At 76.3% G+C, this 409-nt stretch carries 1 protein-coding gene; it reads right to left on the bottom strand.

Annotation, left to right across the window (positions count from 1 at the left end; genetic code table 11):
* Positions 1–409, bottom strand: a 409-nt coding sequence (locus tag I6F37_RS42495) for an alpha/beta fold hydrolase (RefSeq protein WP_225154748.1), incomplete at both ends; no start/stop codon positions are given.

Raw genomic sequence — 409 nt, 5'->3', positions numbered from 1 at the left:
GCCTGCTTGCGGTCCTGCTCGTCCCAGCCGGGACGGCTCACCCGCAGTTCCGCCCGCGCCGCCTCCGGGTCCCGGCGAGCCCGGTCAGCGGCGGTCACCATCGCGTCGGCCGCGGCCGGCCAGTCACGCTCGCCATCGGCGTACTCCTCCAGCACCAGGGAGTGGATCACCGGTCCGTGCTGCTGCAGGGCCAGCGCCACCGCGCCCCCGAACCCGTGCCCGACGACCAGGTCGATCGGTCGGTCGGCCAGGTCATCGATCAGCCGGGCCGCGGCCGCTCCCGGGGTGAGCGGCGTGGACAGGCGAGGACTGGCGCCGTGGGACGGCAGATCGGGGGCCTTCACCCGCCAGCCCGCCTCGGCCAGCAGCGCCCCGGCCCGCCACCAGGTCGAGGACGACGACCCGGCAT

The sequence above is a fragment of the Bradyrhizobium sp. NBAIM08 genome (genome assembly GCF_020193935.1).
Classification (GTDB): Bacteria; Pseudomonadota; Alphaproteobacteria; order Rhizobiales; family Xanthobacteraceae; genus Bradyrhizobium; species Bradyrhizobium yuanmingense.
This window is presented reverse-complemented; position numbering and strand designations above follow the sequence as displayed.